The 2007-nt window shown below is 64.4% G+C and carries 3 protein-coding genes and 1 pseudogene; all 4 read right to left on the reverse strand.

What is annotated here, in order from left to right; genetic code table 11:
- Positions 1 to 224, reverse strand: a 224-nt coding sequence (locus B3873_RS11775) for a biotin carboxylase N-terminal domain-containing protein (protein ID WP_286866200.1), incomplete at its 3' end; no start/stop codon positions are given.
- Positions 225 to 322: 98 nt separating this feature from the next.
- Positions 323 to 958, reverse strand: a complete 636-nt coding sequence (locus B3873_RS11780) for an urea amidolyase associated protein UAAP2 (RefSeq protein ID WP_286866202.1) — start codon at positions 956 to 958, stop codon at positions 323 to 325.
- 15 nt (positions 959 to 973) lie between these two features.
- On the reverse strand, positions 974 to 1705 hold the full coding sequence (locus B3873_RS11785; RefSeq protein WP_286866204.1) for an urea amidolyase associated protein UAAP1: 732 nt from the start codon (positions 1703 to 1705) through the stop codon (positions 974 to 976).
- Position 1706: 1 nt separating this feature from the next.
- Positions 1707 to 2007 (reverse strand): annotated as a pseudogene (locus B3873_RS11790) (ABC transporter ATP-binding protein); the annotation flags it as partial.

A 2007-nucleotide genomic window follows, 5' to 3' on the forward strand; every position in this document is an offset into this window, starting at 1 on the left:
GCGCCGCTGTCACGGGCGGCGGCCAGGATCTTGTCCACGGCCAGATAGGTCTGGGCGGCCGGCCCTTCTCCCAGCGAGATGGCGCGGTCGGCCTGCAAGACGTGCAGGCTGCCGAGGTCGGCTTCGGAATAGACGCACACGCCGGTCACGTCCAGCATGCGCAAGGTGCGCAGGATGCGGCAGGCAATGGCGCCGCGATTGGCGATGAGCAGATGGTCAAACATGGAATGGGCCTGGAAATCCGGGTCGTCCCGTGATTCGAAAAACCGGCTCGCGGTCGTCCGCGAGGGGTGCACTACTGCGGTCGGTCAAGCGGTGCGGATCAGTCCCACACCAGCACTTCGGCCGCCGTCGGGTTCCAGCCGTTGCAGGGATTGTTGAGCTGCGGGCAGTTGGAAATGAGCACGATGAGATCCTGCTCGGCGCGCAGCTCCACGTACTTGCCGGCCGCCGAGATGCCATCCTCGAAAGTGAGACCGCCCTCGGGGGTGACCGGCACGTTCATGAAGAAGTTGATGTTGGCGCCGATGTCGCGCTTGTTGAGGCGGCCATCGTGCAGACAGGCACAGAGGAAATTGTCGCGGCAGCTGTGCATGTAGCGTTTGTCCAGCGCATAGCGCACGGTATTGCTCTCCTGCGCGCAGGCCCCGCCCAGCGTGTCATGGCGGCCGCAGGTATCGGCCACGATGGTGGCCAATGCCCGGCCCAGGTTGGAATACAGCACGCTGCCCGCACCCAGGTAGGCGCGATTCTGGCGGCGCAGGGTGCGCTGGGGATCATAGCGTTCACGCGGATGGGTGGCGCTGTAGAACAGCGTGTCGATGGCCTGGTTGCCTTCCAGGTCCAGCAGGCGCACGGTCTGCCCGGCGCTGAGGTTGAAGAGATAGGGTTCGCCGGCCGGGATCACGTGACGGAACACGGCTTGTTCTGGGGCGCGCTGGCTTTCGATGATGTGCATGTGAGTCTCCCTGCTTCACAGATGGAAGCGTTCGGTGTTGTGGAAGGCGCGTTCGTTCTCGGGGCGAGAATGGCGGCAGGCATGGGTGCTGTCGTCGCTGTGCGTCTGCAGCCACTCCAGCCGGACCGGGCGCGGTGCGTAGTGTGGATGCGGGTCCATCGGATGCTGCAGGGCGGTCAGGATGATGAGCGTGTCCATCGGTGCGGCCAGTTCGATGAAGTCACCCGCCCTGGAATTGCCGGGCACGAAGTGGAAGACGCCCTCGGCATCCACGTTCACGCGCGAGAACAGGTTCACCACCATCAGCAGGTCCTGCAGATCAAGGTTCCACTTGCCCATTTCCACCAGCAGGTTGTCGGCACCGTTGCGATGGAATCCGTTGCGCAATTCCTGGTAGCGGCCCTGGCCGTATTTCTCGCGCACCTCTTCGGCATTGAGCACGCCGCCGAAGCTGTCATGCCAGCCGCAGGTGTCTTCGGTGATGGCCGCCAGCACGCGGCCCATGTCGGAGTACAGGCAGTGACCGGCCTGCAGGCGCGCGGTGTGCTGGCCCTTGAGGGTGTCGGGCAGGTTCAGGCGTTCGCTGGGCTGCTGGGCGTTCAGCATCATCATGCTGACGTTGGCGCCGCCTTCGATGTCGGTGATGCGCAGCGATTGCCCGCGCTTGAGGATGAAGGACGTATGGCCGCCGCCGGGCAGCAGTTCTTCGTAGAGTCTGGCCTGCAGGGCCAGGGGATCCTTGCTCATGTCAGCTTTCCTTTGCAGTGAGGAGGGAGGCCAGCTTGTCCGCCTGTTCGCGGGCACGGGCCTCGTTGAGGGCGATGTCGTACGTGATGTGGGCCCCGTAGGCCTGCGGGTATTGCGGATCGACGCGCACCTTGTCGAACACCAGCAGCCGCGTGCCCAGGGTGAAACCTTCGGAGAGGTCATGGGTGACCATGAAGACGGTCAGGCCGCTGTCCTTCCACAGGTCCAGCAGCAGCGCATGCATCTCCTTGCGGATGCCCGGATCGAGGGCACCGAAGGGTTCATCCAGCAGCAGCACGCGC

It is taken from the genome of Herbaspirillum sp. UBA812, assembly GCF_002296545.1.
Classification (GTDB): domain Bacteria; phylum Pseudomonadota; class Gammaproteobacteria; order Burkholderiales; family Burkholderiaceae_D; genus Herbaspirillum; species Herbaspirillum huttiense.